Raw genomic sequence first — 15,704 nt, forward strand, 5'->3', positions numbered from 1 at the left:
AAAGTGAAATCTCGATTCCCAAGCGCTAACCCGTTGCCACTCCGGACTCCGGTATGGACTACAGCGTCGGCTGTCCGATGGTGACTCCGTTCGAGGACGACGGCACGCTCGATCGCGCGTCGCTCCGGTCGCTCGTCGACCACCTCGTCGCGGGCGGTGTCGACAGGCTCGTCCCCTGTGGCACCACGGGCGAGTTCGCCTCGCTGACGGATTCCGAGCGACGGACCGTCGTCGAAACGACCGTCGCGGCCGCCGACGGCCGGGCGAGCGTGATGGCCGGGGTCGGCGGGACGGCGGTCGAAGCCGTTCGCGAGCGCATCGCGGCCGCCGCCGACGCGGGTGCCGACGCGGCGCTCGTCGTCGCTCCGTACTACGGCGGCCAGGCCGCCCCTGCCGGCAACGAACGGTTCTTCGACGCCGTCGCGGCCGGCGCGTCGATCCCGCTGTACCTCTACGACATTCCCAGTGCCACCGGGCAGTCCCTCGCCGTCGAGACCGTCGCGTCCCTGGCCGAACGCGGCCGCTACGACGGTATCAAGGACTCCAGTGGCGACCTGACTCACTTCGACGAACTGCTCGACCGGACGCCCGACTCCTTCGAGGTGCTCCAGGGCTGGGACGCCCAGTACGTCCCCTCGCTGCTCATGGGTGGCGACGGCGGGATCAACGCCGTCACGCACGTCCGGCCCGCGGCCCTCGGCCGGGCCGGTAGCGCCGTCGCCGACGGGGACGTGGCCGCTGCCCGAACGGTCCAGTTCGACGAGATCGATCCCGTGTTCCGGTCGGCCGCCGAACACGGATTCGCGCCGGTCTGCAAGGCGATCCTCGCCAGGCGGGGCGTCATCGAGAACGCCGCGGTCCGTCCGCCACTGGTCGAACTCGACGACGCGACCGCCGCCGAACTGGTCGAGCGGCTGGAAGAGTAGATCGTCGGCCGGTAGGATCGCCTTACCCGGCCGCTCGTTCGCTCGCTGATCGGTCAAACGTCGCTCGCACACTCCACGAGATTCATTACACTGGCCGTCTGTGGTTTCGATATGTCGCTGTTGCCCTCCAGAGGCCCCGATACGAGTACGTCACAGGAGGGGGAACTCCAGGTCGTCGGCGTCGACGACGAGGTGGCCCCGCTACTCGACGCGCTCAACTCCGAGACCGCCCGCGCGATTCTCAACGAGATCTACGACGAGCCGGGCACGCCGTCGGAGATCGCCGACAGACTGGACATGTCGATCCAGAAGGTCTCCTATCACATCGAGAAGCTCGACGACCAGGACCTGATCGCCGTCGCTGGCACCCAGTACTCCGAGAAGGGCCAGGAGATGACGGTGTACCAGCCGCCGGACGATCCGACGGTGCTGTTCGTCGGGACCGAGGAGCGAAAGCGGTCCCTGACGACGATGGTCAAGCGCCTGCTGCCCGTGGTCGGCGTCGTCGCGCTCGGCAGTCTGGTCATCGAACAGCTGTTCGGCAACGGGCTCTCGGTCGGGTTCAGCTCCGCCGGGCCGTCCTCGCAGGGCGGGGACGGCGCGGGTGGCAGTGACTCCGGCGGCGTCACGAACACGACGGGCGCGACCGAGACACCGACGGAAGCGCCCGCAGACACGCCGACGCCCACCGAAACGGCGAGCGACGGTGGCGACATCGGCATCGCGGAGGCGACGGAGACGCCCGCCGACAGCGCCACGTCGACACCGACTCCGCCACCCGAGACCGACACGCCGGTCCCCGAGGAGGAGACGATCGATCTGGCCGCCGAAACGACCACCCAGGCCGCCGATGTGGCGGCAAGCGGCGGTCTGGAGCTCTCTCCGGGGCTGGCCTTCTTCCTCGGCGGCATGACGGTCGTCGCGGTGCTCGGCGTCTGGTGGGCGTACACGAGGAACGCTTAAACTGGATTTTGAGCCACAGGTGGGGCTTTATGGGTATCCTTCGTAGGCGTATCTGCGCCGTCGGCGGGCGGTTCCCGTCACCCGCCGCCCTCGCCGATGGCCGCCGCCTGCCCATCCCGACAGACAGTCCCGCTGACCCCATCCAAATCGCTTAGGCCCTCCACCCCGAGCGATCCGACATGCGCCTGACCTTTCTCGGAACCGGCAGCGCGATGCCGACGGGCACCCGCTTCCAGTCCGGACTGTTGCTCGAAGACGGCTCCGATCGGCTGCTCGTCGACTGTGGCAGCGGCGTCCTCCACGCGCTCGAACGCACCGACGTTGGCTACGAGGGCGTCGACACCGTCTTGCTCACACACCACCACCTCGATCACGTCTCCGACCTCGACGTGTTCATGAAGGCGCGGTGGCTCGCGGGCGACACCGACCTGACGATCGCCGGGCCGCCGGGGACCCGTGACCTGATCGAGGGGCTCCTCGATCTGCACGGCTACATGCGCGGCCGGCTCGACCTCACGATCGACGAGGTCGGCGTCGATGAGCCGTTCACGCTCGCCGGCTTCGATATCGAGGCCATGGAGACGCGCCACTCGATGCAGTGTTTCGCCTATCGCTTTCAGGCCGGGGGCGAGGAGCCGGCGCTGGTCTACAGCGGGGACTCCGAGGCGTTCACGGAACTGATCGAGTTCGCGGATCGGGCGGCCGTGCTCGTCCACGACTGCTCGTTCCCGGACGAGGTGGACGTGTCTAACCACCCGACGCCCGCCCAGCTCGGGACGGTCCTGGACCGCGCCGAGGCCGCCGTCGGCCGCGTGTACCTCACCCACCTCTACCCGCACACGGAGGGCCGTCACGAGGAGATGCTGGACTCGATCGCAGCGAGCTACGACGGCGACGTTCGCTTTGCCGCCGACGGGCTGTCGGTGACGATCGATCCGACAGAGTCCTGACCCGCGGGAGTCTCCCCGGCACCGCGACACCGGTCGTCTCGTACGGTTGGGTGTCGGAACGTACCGGTGAGCGTCTCCCCCGGTGCGACGCTCACCGACAAGCAACGACAGCGTTCCGTCTCATACGGACGGTTGTCGGCGTTTACCCAGTCGACCGCACGCCGTCGTGCGGTCGATCTGGTAAAGACCTACAACTTTCCGTATCAGCCACGCTGGAGCCGAACGCGGAACTCCGCGCCGCCGGCATCGCTCTCGGTGACGGTCACGTCGCCGCCGTACGACTCGGTCAGGGCGCGGACGAAGCCGAGGCCGAACCCGCTGCCGCTGCTGTCGGGGCCTTTCTCGCCCATCTCGAACAGCTCGTCGCGGACCGACGGGTCGATGCCCGCTCCGTCGTCGGCGAAGCAGACAACCACGTCGTCGACGCCCGTCTCGACGCTCGTCCGGACCGTGACTTCTCCCTCGTTGTGGACGACGGCGTTCGTGAGGATGTTCGTGAACACCGATTCGAGCAGGTCCCCGGCGTACACCGTCTCCTCGAATGCCGCCTTGTCGAACTCGACGGTCAGCTCGCCGTAGCCGGTCTCGGCCTCACTGACGGTCCGTTCGAGTATCGGCGCGAGGCCTCTCGGTTCCGGTTCCTCTTCTTCTTCCAGCGTCGAGACGAGGTTCCCGACCCGCTGGATCAGGTCGGCAGAGCTGTGTGCGGCCTCGTTGATCCGCTCGGCGTAGGCAGCGGTCTCGCCGTCGGCTTCGTCGGCGAGGACCTCGGAGAACCCGGTGATCACCTGCAGGTCGTTGCCCAGGTCGTGGCGCAACAGGCGGTCGTACAGTTCGACCATCTCCTTTTTCGTCTCCAGGTCCTGTCTGGCCCGTTCGAGTCGCTCCCGCGACCGGATGTTGCTGATCGCCGTCGCGGCGTGAGACGCCAGAATCTCCATCGGGCGCACGACGGTGTCGTCGAACTCGGACCGGCTCGTCGAGCGCATCACGAGCACCGCCGTCACCTCGTCGACGATCGTCGCCGGGACGGCCAGTGCCGCGGTCGTCTCCGTGTCGGTGGCGGCACGAGCGTCCGCACCGCTGGCCACCTCGGTCGTTCTGGACTCGTAGGCCCGCCGTGCCACGCTCGTCGGCGCTTCGCCGACCGACAACGCGGGATTCGTGCTGTGGACGACCTGCAGGTCGTCGTTTCGAACTTCCACGAACGTGTTGTCGGCGGCGTCGAACAGCAGTGACATCGCTTCCAGCGTCATCGAAACGACCTCGTCGACGCTCTCACATCGGTTCAGCGCCTGTCCGTACTTGTTGAGGTCGGCGACCTGCTTGGCGAAGTCCGTCTGGTTTTCGAATGACATGCTGGTGACTGGCTCCGGTCGGTAGCTGAACTGTCAGTACCTGAAGATAGATGTCGCCAATGAAAACCGTTTCGCCCCGTTCGCCCTCTACTGCAGCCGATACCGCAGTAACGCGGCCACACCGCCCAGATTACGGAGCTGTTGGCCGGGGTCGAACTCGTGGGAGAAGACGGTCACGTCGCCGCCTTTCTGTTCTGTCGTCGTGACGATCTCGTCGACGTCCACGTCCCACTCGCTTTCCTCGCCTCGCTCCTCGCGGAGTCGCTCGTCGAGCACCAGCAGTTCCTCGATCGCGCCGAACTCGGCGGCCTCGGCGACCGCGTCGGGACCGTACGCGACTTTCGCGCCCGTCGCGATGCGTTCCATCAGCTCGTCGATCAGCTCGGCTTCCTCCGCGATACGGGTCCGCTCCTGGACGTCTTCGACCGCACCGCGCTTGAGCACCTCGTGGACGCCGCGGTCGCCGACGGCGCTGGTGTCGACGGTCGTGATCTCCGCTGCCAGATCCGGGTACTCGTCCTGAATGTACTTGAGCGCGTCCTGCTTGGTGAAGCCGGGGCCGGCGAGGATGTAGGCGTCCACGTCCATCCGCCGGAGCACGTCCGACAGCTCCGCGAACAGCTCTTCTCTCGGTCGAGCGTAGTCGCCCTTCCCCGTCGTCGAGGTGATCGACGCGCGCGACTCGGTGCCGTACTGGGCGACGGTGTGGACGTGTGCCTCTCCTTCCTCGACGGTGGCGATCGCCACGTCGGGCTGGTCGGTCGCCTCGGTCGCCTCCTCGACGCGGTCGATCTGGTCGGGCTTCCAGACCTTCTCGACCTCGATCTCGTCGTGTTCCTCGACGTTGAACGTGTGGTGGAAGTCGAGCTGGTCCTCGCGCGAACAGTCGACGATCGTGCCGCCGACGCGCAGCCGGTTGGCGAACTTCGCGAACTCCACGTCGGTGACCTCGACCGCGATCCACATGGGCTCGCGCTCCCCGCCCTTGTCGCGCAACTGATCGTCGTCGCGCTGGATCCGCCGGGTGGTGTCGCCCGCGACGCGGTCGCCCGGCTCGATCACGTACGTCAGGTGCCACAGGTCGTCCAGCGTCTCGGGGACGAGCGTCAGCCGCTCGCGCCCGCCCTCGACCTGCTGGCGATCGGCGATGCGCATACCGTCGAGTCGGCCCGTCGATGGTAAGTGCCCTCCGGTTTCGGCATTCAGGGCTCCGTGTCGACCGCCTCGGGATCGCTCGCGTCGTCGTCGGCACCGTCGACCGCCAGCCCGAGTTCCGACTGGACCAGTTCGACGGCGTTCTCGACGGCTCCGACGCTGCCGAGATAGCCCGCGCCGACGGAGGTCTTGAGCGCGAGCGCCGCCTGGCCGGTCAGGACGCCGTCGCCGACCTGCGCGACCGCGCCGTCGCCGACGCTGACCAGCCAGCCCAGCGAGTCGAAGGTGTACCGATCCAGCCGCGGCTCGAAGCCGCCGGCCCCGGCCAGTCGATGCTCGACCAGCGCCGTGACGTTCTCCGCGGCGACTCCGGCCTCTCGGATCGCCGCCTGCGCACTCGCCGGGACCGGCTCGCCGTCCGTGTCGACGACTCGCGCCACGTCGCCGACCGCGAAGGTCTCGTCCGCGAGCCGCAGATCGCTCCTGACGACGGGGCGCTCGTCGTCCAGCGCCGACGGTCCCTGCAGTCCACCCGTCCAGACGAGCTGGTCGTACGACAGGTCCGCCCCGTCGGCGACCGTGATCGTCTCTCCGTCGACGGCTTCGACGGTCGTCTCCGTTCGGATCTCGACGCCGCGCTGGCCGAGCTGGTCGGCGACGGCCCGCTGGAACGCCTCGGGGAAGCTCGGCGCGACGCTGTCGAGCTGTTCGAGCAGGACGACTTCGGGGCCGCTGTTGCCCTCACCGTCGCCATCGCTCTCGTGGGCTCGTGCCATCTCGACCAGTTCGCCAGCGACCTGCACTCCCGAGAGGCCGGCACCGCCGACGACGACGCGCCCGCCCTCGTCGAGCAGGCCCAGGTACCGTTCGCGGATCTCGCGGGCGTGATCGAGTCGCTTCAGCGGCGTGGCGTGCTCGCGGAGTCCCGGGATGTCGTAGAACGCCGTCTCGGCGCCGAGACAGACCGCGCCAACGTCGTATTCGAGGTCGTCTGCGCCGTCCAGTCGGGCGACGCCTGCCTCGGGATCGACGCTCGTCACCGCCGCCTGCCTGACCTCGCAGTCGAGGAGATCCGTCAGCGGGATCGAGATTTCGTCCTCGACCGCGGGCCGGCGAACGACGCGGTGGAGTTCGTGCTGGACGACGTGGGTCTCGGACTCGTCGACGACGACGAGGTCGGCCGATTCGGGCAGCGACGATTCGAGCTTCCGGGCGAGTGTGAGGCCGGCGTAGCCAGCACCCAGGACGGCGACGCGCATACCGTCAGTTGGGCCTGACCGCGTATGAACGTTGGCTGGATGGTTGAGCCGACTCTTGCCGTAGTCATTCTTATGCCTGGACTACCCTTTCAACCGATTTTGCAGGAACAGGTTTGTGGCGGAACTGTGCGAAAAAAGACCGGCTAACGCGTTAGCAGAAGTATTAGAGAAACACAACTCTGAATCTGAGATGCTGTAATGGAGGGGTTTTAGTGCACTATGAGTTAAAATACTAATTCTATATTTACCATATTATAAGATACTCAACCAATGGAAGATTTTTTATCACTCCGAGATTATCTATATTTGCATGTCAGAAGAATCTGACAATATTAGTCGGAGAACCGTGCTTTCGACCACCGGCGCACTTGCATTCACGGGGCTAGCAGGTGTTCAAAGTGTTCGTGCTGACAGTAATTCCAGTCGAGAAAGCGATGGTCGTCGAACGGCTGGAAGTCGCACCGGAGACAGCGGATCCGTAGAACTCACTTCCGAGAATAGCGGAACCAAACAGGAGTGGGTGTCAATTATGAAACAGCGGGATATCGTCCACCCCGCAGTGAACGAAGATGTGAGTTCTTCCAGTGCAGACGCGAATTTGCAAAATCTCACGTATGTGGATCACTGGAAACAGACCTCAGACCTGGCGCCCAACTGTCCACAAGGAGACAATCCGAACTTCAGTGCCGAACACTTGTGTACAGTGTACAAAGCGGTCGACGACGAAGGGGCTATCGTTCAAGACAGTAACGGCCAGTACAGGTACATTGTCGAACTGTGGCAGCAGTGCACTAAATCGGATAGTAGCGGGTTCCTTTGTGCTGATGCAGAGATTAATCTTCTCCGATCGAATATAAACGACAAGGACGGTGATGTGACCTTCCACGGGCGTGATCCCGCCGGCACTGAGCGAGTCAATGATGAACGCATATCCGTCCGACACTATACCGAGGTTGGCGGTGTCGCATTTGGAGGTGACGAGGTTGTTCGATTCAACGACGGGCTGTTCGGAGCAATCGAATGGACACCTGGACCGGAAGGATCGTATACCGTGTCCTGGAATGGGGAGGAAAAACAAATACAAGACATTATCGCTTTCGTCGACATCGGATCTGATTCAAAGCTTGACTTCGACGACGAAGACACCGGAATCGTTTGGAACTACAGAGTCGAGACCGGCTTTTAATTGGGCGGTCTCCGACGCCGTTGAATAGGTGCTTTCAAACGAATCATTCGAAGATTATCGAGAACCACTTCCCGTATTATGAGACGGAGACAATTCGTCACGCTCATGGCCGGTGGCTCGTCAATGACCGGTGGCTGCCTGGGTCTGGGGGTATCGGCGGACGACGATCAGACCGGAGCAGGCGTCTTCCAGAGTCACCGTTACGAGGGACGACAACTGATTGTGCAATTCCAAGAACGAGCCGAAATTGAGGAGGCCGTACTGGTCGATCGAGCGCTCGACCGTCAGTACCAACGGATCGCCCGCCCTGCCGACCGGGCTTACTTCGACGTCGTGTTCCCGGACAGGCTCGAGTCCTCACTCTCGAAGAACCTCTACGTGAAAGCCAAGACCGCCGGCGGGTGGGTTAGTGAGTGGGTCTGGGAACCAGTCCACGGCGCTGCGAAGAATATCGAGGTCGGGTCGGACGGCAGCGTTGCCTTCGACATTCATAACACGGGCGCTGCTCCGCTACTCGTTCGATTCGTCGGCATTTACGGAGACGTGCCGAACTCTACTGTCGACCTGCAAGCCGACTCGTTCGAACGCGAAGCTCTCGAATTCGGACCGGGTGTCGTCGGCGCTGGAGACAACCGGCCGCTCGATCCGTCGAGAGGCGATCTCGTCGTCGGGCCGGGCGAAACTGCTCGGTTCGAAACGGTCTACCGGCCGTTCGCGTTCGAGGATGGGGCGCCTGCCGGTAGCTGTGATGGCACGGAGCGCACTGGAGATATCGGTATCGTCCACGCATCCGGAACGATCACATCGTACACGTTCTCGTATCGTGGTAGCGGTGGTCGGGTCGCTGCCGAGACCGACGCGAGCGCCAGCCAGCAGGGAGTCGAGGCGTGTGATACAGTGACAACTTCCAGGTGACGGTGTTCCTTCCGTTGGGTGGCCGAAGCGGTGCTATATCGTCGTCGACAGCATGACCTCGTCGACCTGCTCGTCGTCGATCGTGTAGTGGTTCCGGCGGATGGCTTCGGTGTTCCACCCGTGGTCCGTGAGGAACTCGATCGCGCGGTCGTTCGTCATCGGGAGGCTGTTGTACACCTTCCGGTAGCCGTTGGCCTCCGCCCAGGAGAGGCCCCGCCGGAGGAGTTCGCTGCCGATCCCCTCGCCCCGATACTCGGTGGTGACGCCGACGGTCTGCTGGGCGGTCCCGGCCAGCGAATCGAGCTGTGGCAGGTCGAGGTGGGTCCACCCCACGACCTCGCCGTCGATCGCCGCGACGAAGAACACGCGCGACTCGACGGTCGTGTGGCGGTTGATGGTGTCCTCGTAGAGCAGTTCCTCGGCGACGGTCTCGGCGACGACGTACGTCTCCTCGTCGGTCACGTCCCGGATCGCCCGGACGAGACCGTCGAAGTCCTCGTGACGGGCCGGCCGGATCGTCACCGACAGGTCCCCGGTCTCGTACGCCTCGACGGCACCCACATCGAGCGCGACGCGGATGGTGCCGCCGTCCTCGCTGAGATACCCTCGCTCTTTCAGTTCGTCGAGGCGGTCGCCGAACTCCTCGGCGGACGCGTCGCTTTGCTCCAGCAGAATGTGTCGCTTCGCGGTGCCGTGGCGCTCGACGTACTCGTAGATGCGGCGACTGGTGTCAGACTCGAACGTCGGTCGCTCGACTGTCTCCATACCCTCGTTTGGTGGAGCGGGCGCTTAACGATTGCTATGGTATCACATACCTCGTCCGTCACCAGCGGTCGACGGCCGCTGCCGTCGAGAGGACGGTGGCGAATTCCCCGTCGAGGTGTGCCAGCGCCGTTCTGTGAACGAGGGGCGCTTCGAACCGTTCGCCGTCGAGCGTTCGGTCGAACGTCGCCGTCGCGTCTGCCGCGACGAACGTCTCGAATCCTCGGTTCTCGCCCATCCGGACGGTCGTCGACACGCAGTGATCGGTCGTCAGCCCGCAGACGACGATCGACTCGTGGCCTCGTTCGCGGAGCCACGCCCCCAGGCCGGTGTCGACGAACGCACCGTTGACCCGCTTTCGGAACGCCGGCTCACCGTCGACGGGGGCGAGCTCGGGCTTGTAGTCGAAACCGGGCTCGCCCGCCCGCAGTGGCGAGTCGGGCTCCGTCGAGTCGTGGCGGACGTGGACGATCGGACGGTCGTGCTCTCGCCACGTCGAGAGGAGTCGCGCCGCGTTCGCCTCGGCGTCGGGGTTGTTGCGCGTTCCCCATTCGGGTTCGTCGAACCCTCGCTGAAAGTCGACCAGTACCAGTACCGGTGTTCCCGACATGGTCTCAGTTCGGGTGGCCCACGCTCTCGCGGGCGTCAAGGAGTTGCGTCGACTTGGGGTGCTCGCGGGTGGTCGAGATCGGGCACTCGCTGGGTGCCTGTCGGTCGTCCTCCGAGAGCATGTACTGTGGCCACTCTCGATCTCCTTCGACGCCCCAGTCTCCGAGGTCCGCGTGGGGGCAGACGCCGTCGTACCCTTCGAGTCGGTCCTGGATGATCCCTCGGGCGTGTTCGCCGGCCTCGGTATCGGCGGTCACGCCCATGTCCTCGAAGAGCGCCCGCGGCTGGAAGGTGATCTCCAGCCCCACGGGGCAGTACCGGCTCTTTCGACCCTCGTAGAAGGGTGCTCGGCAGGTCGGGAAGATCGGCTCGCCGCCGAAGGAAAACTCCCAGTGGGGATCGTCTGGCTCTGTCGGGATGTCTTCGGGCCAGGGTGCTGGATCGTGGACGTGCAGGAACTGCAAGATGTTCCACAGCGCTTCGTGGTACTGGGCCTCCGTGAGTTCGCGCTCTGGCGGCTTGAAGAACGCGACCAGCGACGCACGGTCGCTGTGTTCCTGGTACGTGTCGAGATACTGCAGGAGGGTCCGGCCCAGATCCAGTAACGCGTCCTTGTCGGTCATCGACGGGACCGCGGTGTACAGCGGATCTCCGTCGGCCACGGATTCGGCCCCGAAAAAGCACGGGAACGGCGTGCCGTTTCGCTCGCCGAGGAGGCCGTCGCGGAACGTGGTCCAGTGGTCGACAACCCAGTCGGTGGTCGCACCCGATGCCACCCGTTCCTCGACGGTCGCCTGGTCCTGAAGCTCGCCGACGATCCGGTCGGTCATAGCCGTGGCGTACGGTCCGTGGCTGCATTTATCCGTCGGTATCGGCGTCGAAACGCTGGCAATCCGCTCAGAACAGCGCCTCGGAGTCGTCGAGCACCCGCGCGGGGCCGCCGACCTCCCAGACGCGGGTGTCGACGCCGCAGTCGGCCACCGTCTCCTCGACGCGGTCGACGTGCTCTGCCGTGGTGTTGACGTAGACGCTCGCGCCGGTGTCGACGGAGAAGTAGACCGGGACCCCCTCTTCGCGGAGTTCGCGGACGGCGTTGAAGATCTCGATCGTCCGTGGCTGCCAGTACACCCAGCCCGCCGGCCCGGTCATCGTCGTGGCCGCCAGCGACAGCGAGTCGTGCTCGGCCAGTTCGAAGGTCCGATCGAACGCCCCCGCCGCGATGGCGTCTCGCGCCTCGGCGATCTGGCCGTGGATGTGGGCCATCCGGTTCTCGAACATGTGACTCGCCGCGGCCTCCTCGTGGGCTGCTTCCGTCTCCTTGTAGGACGGGACCATGCCGGCGACGACCCGGAGGTCCTCTTCCAGCTCGGTCTCGATGCGCTCGGAGCGACAGTCCGCGTCGTTCATGCCGTTCTTGAGGTGGGAGAACCCGCCCGTCACCGCCCGCGCGGCAGAGCACGACCCGCGACGTGCGACCGTCGACACCTCGGGCCGGGTCATGTCCAGGCCCGCCGCCTCGACGAGTGCCATCGCCGCAGCCGCGAACCCGGAGGCCGAGGAGCCAAAGCCGATGTTCGTCGGGAAGGTGTTCTCCGACTCGAAGCGCACGCGGTGGTCGATCCCCGCCAGCTCGCGGACGTGGTCGACGACGGCCGCGATGCGCTCGGCCCCGCGACCCTCGACCGGCTCGCCGTCGATGACGTACTCGTCGGCGTCGAGTTCTGGATCGAACGCCGCGGTCGTCTTCGAGTGGCTCGGTGCCGTACAGACGCTGATGCTGTCGTGGTAGGGCAAGCGCAGTTCCTCGTCGCGCATCCCGTGGTACTTGACGATCCCCTGGATCGGGTGAGCCTTCGCGGTCGCTTTCATACCTCAGCCTCCCGGCGACTCCACTTTGCAGTTCCGAACCGAGGCCGTCCGGAACCGAGCGGTCTTTGATCGTCCAGTCCAGACGTGAGCTATGGAGCGTCGCGCCTACCTGCGAACGGTCGCCGGGGCGAGTGCGGTCGGACTTGCGGGGTGTCTCGGCGGCCTCGCCGAGTCGCGGGACTACGACGTCGGGATGACGAGCAACGCGTTCGACCCCGCCGAGATCACCGTCGCCGCCGGTGACACCGTCGTCTGGCGAAACACGAGCTCTCACGCCCACTCCGTGACTGCCTACGAGGACGGCATCCCGGACGGGGCAGACTACTTCGCCTCCGGCGGGTTCGACGACGAACCGTCTGCCCGCGAGGGGTGGACGAACGCGACAGACGGCTCGCTGTACCAGGGAGACACGTACAGCCACACCTTCGAGGTCGCCGGCCAGTACCGCTACTTCTGTATCCCACACGAGCGCGGGGGGATGGTCGGGACGGTCGTCGTCGAGTAGCTCGTCGGTGACGGATTCCGCGATCCCGCGTCCCGCTTCCTGCAATCGCCACCGCCGTCTCAGGCCACGTCTCGGTCCGCGAGCGCCAGCTCCCACTCTCGCTCGGTCGGATCGACGCCAGCAACGTCGACCGGCCCGTCCACCGAGCGGTGAGCTGGACGCACCGCGAGGACGGACCTGTCCGAGAGCATCGACAGCGGGAACGCGTCACTCGCTCGGAAGCCGAACGCGTCGAGGACGGACGGCGGGATCGGCCCCTCGCCGACCTTGACGACGTCAGAGTCGGCCGCGTCGGCGACGATCGGCGTCAGCAGCGCCTCGAAGACCTCCGGCGCGACCGCGCCCCCGCGTGGCACCGTATCGAGGACGGCGGTCGTCCGGATGCCGCCGCGTTGCTCTCGACAGACGACGCAGGCTGCCACGGCTCTCTCGTCGCGCCGGGCGACGTACGTCGTCGTCTCCCAGCGAGGGTTCGCGAAGCGCCACCGGTAGTAGTCGGCGTCTCGGACCACGTGGACGGCGTCCCGTTCCTCGCCGTCGCTCAGTCCGACGAGCAGATCGGCGGGGACGCCGTGGTGTCGCTCGACGGCGATCGCCGCCCCGTCGCGGCGGAGTCGGTCCCGAACGGAGAGATAGCCCCGGGCCAGGGGCGTCGCCAGCCGGCCGAGGTGTCGAGACGCGATCGATCGAAACTCCCGCTTGGAGCCCGAGCCGTGACGGACGAGTCGCCGGGGGTTCTGGATCCGGTAGTGGGTGCGCGGCCCGTCCCTGAGCGTCCAGTCGAACGACTCCAGGCCCGGCACGAGGGCGGCCGTCGGGAAGTTGAAGTACAGCCGAGCGGGGCCGTCGCTGTACCGTTCGAGCAACCGTTCGGTCATCCCGGTGAAGACCCCGCGCTCGCGGTGGTCGGGGTGGACGACCCAGTCGGCCGGCTGAAAGGCCAGCACCGTCTCCTCGCCGAGTCGCACTCTGAACGTCAGACAGGGCTCGGCACCGACGACCTCCCCGTCGCACTCGGCGACGACCATCGGAATCTCGTCGACGTACGGGTTCTCTCCGAACCGCCAGCGGAACCACGCCGCCCGCCGCTCGTGTCCCCAGACCGTCTCGTGGAGGTCGAGAAACCCCTGTACGTCGGTCGACTCGACGGGCCGATACTCGTAGCTCGACGGCCGCTGTTCGAGGTGACTCATTGGGGGGTTGTTCTGCCGTCGGCCCCTTCGTTGGGCTCCGTCTACCAGCGATTAGCCGGCCGCTACGGGCGTGGCGTCGAAAAAAGCGCGGCGAAAGCGCAGTTACTCCTCGACGTCGACCGTGGTCTCTTCTTCGGCTGCGACTTCCTCGGGACGGGCTTCCATCGTGGTCTTCTGGATCTCGACCCGGCGAAGCGGGTAGATGTCCTTGCACTCGCTGTACAGTGCAGAGGAGAGCCGCCCCTCGACGATGGAGTCGACGAGCTGCTCGAAGCTGCGGTCCTCGGCAGTCTCCTCGACGATGTCGATCATCTGTCGACGGATCGCCTTCTCCTGGGAGGCGTCGGCCTTCTTGGTCGTCAGCGCGACCGGCTGGATCTGGACGCGGTAGTCGTCCGTCGTCAGCACGGTGATGAAGGCCTCGACCTTCGAGGAGCCTCGGCGGACGAGCGACCGCAGGTAGTCGCGGGTCAGCTCGTGCTTGATGAACTCCGTGTACGCGGAGTCGGAGGCGACCTCGTTGATCTTGAAGGTCAGCTTCGTGTTGTTCTCGCTGGCGTCGTCTTTCAGATCGCCAAGCGTTGTCTGGATGGTGCGTCCGAGCACCTTCTCTGCCTCGTCTGCCGTGGTCTCACCGAGTTCCTCCCGGTCGAACTGCTCGGGAGCGAGCACGGTGTACCACCGCTTTTCTTGCTTCTGTCGGGATACGGATCGTTCGCTCATGATGTGTGTGTTGTGTGTTGGTCGGCAAGCTGTGCTGCGACGCGGAGGTTGACGACGTAGTCGTCGACTGTCGAGTGGAGTCCGCCGGTCGTCTCGCGGTCGATCGTCGTCACGATCTCGTCGCCGTCGACGCGCGTGTCCATCTCGTCGGTGTTGTCCGGGCGGAGCGCGCTGGCGATCCGCTCGGCCGTGGCGTCGTCGCCGTGGGCCGTCCGGATCGTCGCTTCTCTCATAGTGCCTCCCGGACCTGCTCGACGAGGTCGTCGGCGTCGCCCTCGAACCGCGCGTTCGTGCGGGTCGCCGTTCCGCCGACGGCGGTCGTCGCGGCGTCGAGCGCGGGCGCGACGGATCGGTCGTCGGTCCCACGAACCGCGGCCCTGTTGCCAGCGACGACCAGCGTCACCGGCTCGGGCGAGCGAAACCGCGCGACGAGTCTGGCGACCGTCTCGACGGGCATCGCGTCGCCACGGACGACGAACAGGCCGTCGTACCGCTGGGTCGACGCGGTCCGGATTCCGGTATGGGCCCGACTCGCGTGCGTGCGCCAGACGTCGAGTGCCTGCTCGCGCACGCCGTCGTGGCCGAGCGCGAGCGCGACGCCGAGACCGGGCCGTTCGCGTGCGACGGCATCCAGCACGTCGCCGTAGCCGCCGATCGTCTCGAACGGGCCGCCGACGTAGGGGTGCAGCGCCCGCTCGATCGCCTCGGTGGCTCGATCGGTGGCGGTCTCGTCGCCCGCGATCGCCAGCGCGACCAGCGAGGCGACGCGACGGTGTCGGTCCGTGTCGTCGTCGGAGCCCAGCGCCTCGATCGCGTCCTCGACGGCCGCGCGCTCGCCCGAAAAGGGCGCGTGCAACAGCGTCGAGTGTGCGAGCCCGTCGACGTACTCGCTCACCGGGACGGCGACGCCGGGGCGGCGCTCGAACCCGGCGGCTTCGGCCAGCGTGGCCTCGCCGGAGTCGCCGTCGGCGACGGTCGCCCCGGCCAGCGCGAGCGCCAGATCGGGCTCGGTGCCAAGCGCCCGCACCGTCTCGACGGCCGCGGTGCTCAGTGGCTCGTCCGCGAGTGTCGCGGTCGCGTCGACGCCTTCGGCACCGACGCTGACCGTGACGTCGGCGTCCGTCGTCCGGGCTCCCGCCTCGCCCGTTCGCGCGACCGACGCCTGGAATGGCGTCTCGCGCGCCGTGAGAGCGCGTGCGAGGAGTCCCGTGGCTGCCAGCCCGTCCCCGTCGGCGCGCGCGACGAGCCGAACGAAGTCGGCCCCGTCGAGCGTGCCGGCGAGGTCACTGGGCGGCGTGGCGGACGCCTGATCGCGACCGGCTGTGGACATC

The 15,704-nt window shown here is 66.3% G+C and carries 17 protein-coding genes; 6 read left to right on the plus strand and 11 right to left on the minus strand.

From position 1 onward, the window contains the following. The first annotated feature begins 53 nt into the window (after positions 1-53). From HMUK_RS10180 to HMUK_RS10190, 3 genes are all read left to right on the plus strand, one after another. Entirely contained in the window at positions 54-926 is an 873-nt protein-coding gene (locus HMUK_RS10180; protein ID WP_015763072.1) for a dihydrodipicolinate synthase family protein, read from the plus strand. 111 nt (positions 927-1,037) lie between these two features. Continuing rightward, a complete protein-coding gene (locus HMUK_RS10185) occupies positions 1,038-1,889 on the plus strand; it encodes an ArsR/SmtB family transcription factor (RefSeq protein WP_015763073.1) in 852 nt (283 codons plus the stop codon). 179 nt (positions 1,890-2,068) lie between these two features. Next, on the plus strand, positions 2,069-2,839 hold the full coding sequence (locus HMUK_RS10190; RefSeq protein WP_015763074.1) for an MBL fold metallo-hydrolase: 771 nt from the start codon (positions 2,069-2,071) through the stop codon (positions 2,837-2,839). A 203-nt stretch (positions 2,840-3,042) separates the two neighbouring features. Here the strand turns inward: HMUK_RS10190 and HMUK_RS10195 are convergent, their stop codons facing one another. The 3 genes from HMUK_RS10195 to HMUK_RS10205 all read right to left on the minus strand — a co-directional run bounded on the left by HMUK_RS10195 (position 3,043) and on the right by HMUK_RS10205 (position 6,611). Continuing rightward, positions 3,043-4,197: a sensor histidine kinase gene (locus tag HMUK_RS10195; protein ID WP_015763075.1), complete on the minus strand. Its 1,155-nt coding sequence runs from the start codon at positions 4,195-4,197 to the stop codon at positions 3,043-3,045. Between the two features lie 87 nt (positions 4,198-4,284). Continuing rightward, positions 4,285-5,352 carry an mRNA surveillance protein pelota gene (locus tag HMUK_RS10200; RefSeq protein ID WP_015763076.1) on the minus strand — a complete coding sequence of 356 codons (1,068 nt, stop codon included), beginning with the start codon at positions 5,350-5,352 and terminating at the stop codon, positions 4,285-4,287. A 47-nt stretch (positions 5,353-5,399) separates the two neighbouring features. Continuing rightward, a complete protein-coding gene (locus tag HMUK_RS10205) occupies positions 5,400-6,611 on the minus strand; it encodes an NAD(P)/FAD-dependent oxidoreductase (RefSeq protein ID WP_015763077.1) in 1,212 nt (403 codons plus the stop codon). A gap of 310 nt (positions 6,612-6,921) precedes the next feature. On the opposite strand from HMUK_RS10205, the gene HMUK_RS17215 reads away from it, so the two are divergent. Together HMUK_RS17215 and HMUK_RS10215 are read left to right on the plus strand one after the other, a co-directional pair. Then, on the plus strand, positions 6,922-7,797 hold the full coding sequence (locus HMUK_RS17215; protein ID WP_126967094.1) for a hypothetical protein: 876 nt from the start codon (positions 6,922-6,924) through the stop codon (positions 7,795-7,797). A gap of 222 nt (positions 7,798-8,019) precedes the next feature. Continuing rightward, a complete protein-coding gene (locus HMUK_RS10215) occupies positions 8,020-8,712 on the plus strand; it encodes a hypothetical protein (RefSeq protein ID WP_174259124.1) in 693 nt (230 codons plus the stop codon). A 33-nt stretch (positions 8,713-8,745) separates the two neighbouring features. Here the strand turns inward: HMUK_RS10215 and HMUK_RS10220 are convergent, their stop codons facing one another. The 4 genes from HMUK_RS10220 to mvaD all read right to left on the minus strand — a co-directional run bounded on the left by HMUK_RS10220 (position 8,746) and on the right by mvaD (position 11,952). Then, positions 8,746-9,477, minus strand: a complete 732-nt coding sequence (locus HMUK_RS10220) for a GNAT family N-acetyltransferase (RefSeq protein WP_015763080.1) — start codon at positions 9,475-9,477, stop codon at positions 8,746-8,748. Between the two features lie 58 nt (positions 9,478-9,535). Continuing rightward, positions 9,536-10,084 (minus strand): cysteine hydrolase family protein, encoded by a 549-nt coding sequence (locus tag HMUK_RS10225; protein ID WP_015763081.1) that lies wholly within the window; start codon positions 10,082-10,084, stop codon positions 9,536-9,538. Positions 10,085-10,088: 4 nt separating this feature from the next. Further along, positions 10,089-10,913 carry a YqcI/YcgG family protein gene (locus tag HMUK_RS10230; protein WP_015763082.1) on the minus strand — a complete coding sequence of 275 codons (825 nt, stop codon included), beginning with the start codon at positions 10,911-10,913 and terminating at the stop codon, positions 10,089-10,091. 67 nt (positions 10,914-10,980) lie between these two features. Next, positions 10,981-11,952, minus strand: a complete 972-nt coding sequence (mvaD, locus tag HMUK_RS10235; RefSeq protein WP_015763083.1) for a phosphomevalonate decarboxylase MvaD — start codon at positions 11,950-11,952, stop codon at positions 10,981-10,983. Between the two features lie 91 nt (positions 11,953-12,043). On the opposite strand from mvaD, the gene HMUK_RS10240 reads away from it, so the two are divergent. Next, complete coding sequence (locus HMUK_RS10240) at positions 12,044-12,457, plus strand: plastocyanin/azurin family copper-binding protein (protein WP_015763084.1); 414 nt, start codon at positions 12,044-12,046, stop codon at positions 12,455-12,457. Positions 12,458-12,516: 59 nt separating this feature from the next. Here the strand turns inward: HMUK_RS10240 and HMUK_RS10245 are convergent, their stop codons facing one another. The 4 genes from HMUK_RS10245 to HMUK_RS10260 all read right to left on the minus strand — a co-directional run bounded on the left by HMUK_RS10245 (position 12,517) and on the right by HMUK_RS10260 (position 15,703). Beyond that, positions 12,517-13,650 (minus strand): GNAT family N-acetyltransferase, encoded by a 1,134-nt coding sequence (locus tag HMUK_RS10245; protein WP_015763085.1) that lies wholly within the window; start codon positions 13,648-13,650, stop codon positions 12,517-12,519. A gap of 102 nt (positions 13,651-13,752) precedes the next feature. Then, positions 13,753-14,373, minus strand: a complete 621-nt coding sequence (locus HMUK_RS10250; protein ID WP_015763086.1) for a 30S ribosomal protein S3ae — start codon at positions 14,371-14,373, stop codon at positions 13,753-13,755. Further along, a complete protein-coding gene (locus tag HMUK_RS10255) occupies positions 14,370-14,606 on the minus strand; it encodes a KEOPS complex subunit Pcc1 (RefSeq protein ID WP_015763087.1) in 237 nt (78 codons plus the stop codon). The genes HMUK_RS10250 and HMUK_RS10255 overlap by 4 nt, the downstream gene beginning before the upstream one ends. Next, entirely contained in the window at positions 14,603-15,703 is a 1,101-nt protein-coding gene (locus HMUK_RS10260) for a hypothetical protein (protein ID WP_015763088.1), read from the minus strand. The genes HMUK_RS10255 and HMUK_RS10260 overlap by 4 nt, the downstream gene beginning before the upstream one ends. Between the last annotated feature and the right edge of the window lies 1 nt (position 15,704).

Origin of the sequence: Halomicrobium mukohataei DSM 12286 (assembly GCF_000023965.1) — an archaeon.
GTDB lineage: Archaea > Halobacteriota > Halobacteria > Halobacteriales > Haloarculaceae > Halomicrobium > Halomicrobium mukohataei.

Excerpts from the sequence above, each read along its gene's own strand:
- HMUK_RS10180 (WP_015763072.1), top strand. The coding sequence starts at position 54 with ATGGACTACAGCGTCGGCTGTCCGATGGTGACTCCGTTCGAGGACGAC.
- HMUK_RS10205 (WP_015763077.1), bottom strand. The coding sequence starts at position 6,611 with ATGCGCGTCGCCGTCCTGGGTGCTGGCTACGCCGGCCTCACACTCGCC.
- HMUK_RS10255 (WP_015763087.1), bottom strand. The coding sequence starts at position 14,606 with ATGAGAGAAGCGACGATCCGGACGGCCCACGGCGACGACGCCACGGCC.
- HMUK_RS10240 (WP_015763084.1), top strand. The coding sequence starts at position 12,044 with ATGGAGCGTCGCGCCTACCTGCGAACGGTCGCCGGGGCGAGTGCGGTC.
- HMUK_RS10190 (WP_015763074.1), top strand. The coding sequence starts at position 2,069 with ATGCGCCTGACCTTTCTCGGAACCGGCAGCGCGATGCCGACGGGCACC.
- HMUK_RS10220 (WP_015763080.1), bottom strand. The coding sequence starts at position 9,477 with ATGGAGACAGTCGAGCGACCGACGTTCGAGTCTGACACCAGTCGCCGC.
- mvaD (WP_015763083.1), bottom strand. The coding sequence starts at position 11,952 with ATGAAAGCGACCGCGAAGGCTCACCCGATCCAGGGGATCGTCAAGTAC.
- HMUK_RS10185 (WP_015763073.1), top strand. The coding sequence starts at position 1,038 with ATGTCGCTGTTGCCCTCCAGAGGCCCCGATACGAGTACGTCACAGGAG.
- HMUK_RS10225 (WP_015763081.1), bottom strand. The coding sequence starts at position 10,084 with ATGTCGGGAACACCGGTACTGGTACTGGTCGACTTTCAGCGAGGGTTC.
- HMUK_RS10260 (WP_015763088.1), bottom strand. The coding sequence starts at position 15,703 with ATGTCCACAGCCGGTCGCGATCAGGCGTCCGCCACGCCGCCCAGTGAC.
- HMUK_RS10195 (WP_015763075.1), bottom strand. The coding sequence starts at position 4,197 with ATGTCATTCGAAAACCAGACGGACTTCGCCAAGCAGGTCGCCGACCTC.
- HMUK_RS17215 (WP_126967094.1), top strand. The coding sequence starts at position 6,922 with ATGTCAGAAGAATCTGACAATATTAGTCGGAGAACCGTGCTTTCGACC.
- HMUK_RS10245 (WP_015763085.1), bottom strand. The coding sequence starts at position 13,650 with ATGAGTCACCTCGAACAGCGGCCGTCGAGCTACGAGTATCGGCCCGTC.
- HMUK_RS10200 (WP_015763076.1), bottom strand. The coding sequence starts at position 5,352 with ATGCGCATCGCCGATCGCCAGCAGGTCGAGGGCGGGCGCGAGCGGCTG.
- HMUK_RS10230 (WP_015763082.1), bottom strand. The coding sequence starts at position 10,913 with ATGACCGACCGGATCGTCGGCGAGCTTCAGGACCAGGCGACCGTCGAG.
- HMUK_RS10250 (WP_015763086.1), bottom strand. The coding sequence starts at position 14,373 with ATGAGCGAACGATCCGTATCCCGACAGAAGCAAGAAAAGCGGTGGTAC.